This is a genomic window from Modestobacter excelsi (assembly GCF_005930495.1).
Taxonomy (GTDB): Bacteria; Actinomycetota; Actinomycetes; order Mycobacteriales; family Geodermatophilaceae; genus Modestobacter; species Modestobacter excelsi.
In genome coordinates this window covers 1-398 of sequence record NZ_SJEX01000176.1, presented here as the reverse complement: position 1 = coordinate 398, position 398 = coordinate 1, and the positions used below count along the sequence as shown (strand labels likewise).

Here is a 398-nt window from a genome sequence, read left to right as displayed (position 1 = left end):
CTGTCCATTTTAGCTAACGATACTAATTGTTTTAGCTGACTTTTTACATTCTCCAGTCCAATGTAGGATTCAATTTCATCAATCGCCGATAAATACGAGTTGCCAGTTACATAAGTACTCAACTGACTTGTGCTGTTTAGTAAAGAGACACTAATTGTTCCATTTGCCTGCCATTGAGAATTATCTTCCACTTTCTCCAATTGCACAACCGAATCACTAATTTGATTTTTATAGTCAAAATAGGGAATATTACTTGATAGTAAAGATAAGTGAGAATTTTCCACATTCATCCCCAGCGTACCATAGACCACATCATTTAATGTAGAAAAGATTAAGTTTTGGATTTTAAATGGATCGCTATCACCTCCAACATTATCAAATGTAACATACTGTATAAT

1 protein-coding gene is annotated in these 398 nt (G+C 33.7%); it reads right to left on the bottom strand.

What is annotated here, in order from left to right:
* Positions 1-398 (bottom strand): hypothetical protein (locus tag FHL80_RS25925; protein WP_216871054.1); only part of this gene is annotated, 398 nt, incomplete at both ends.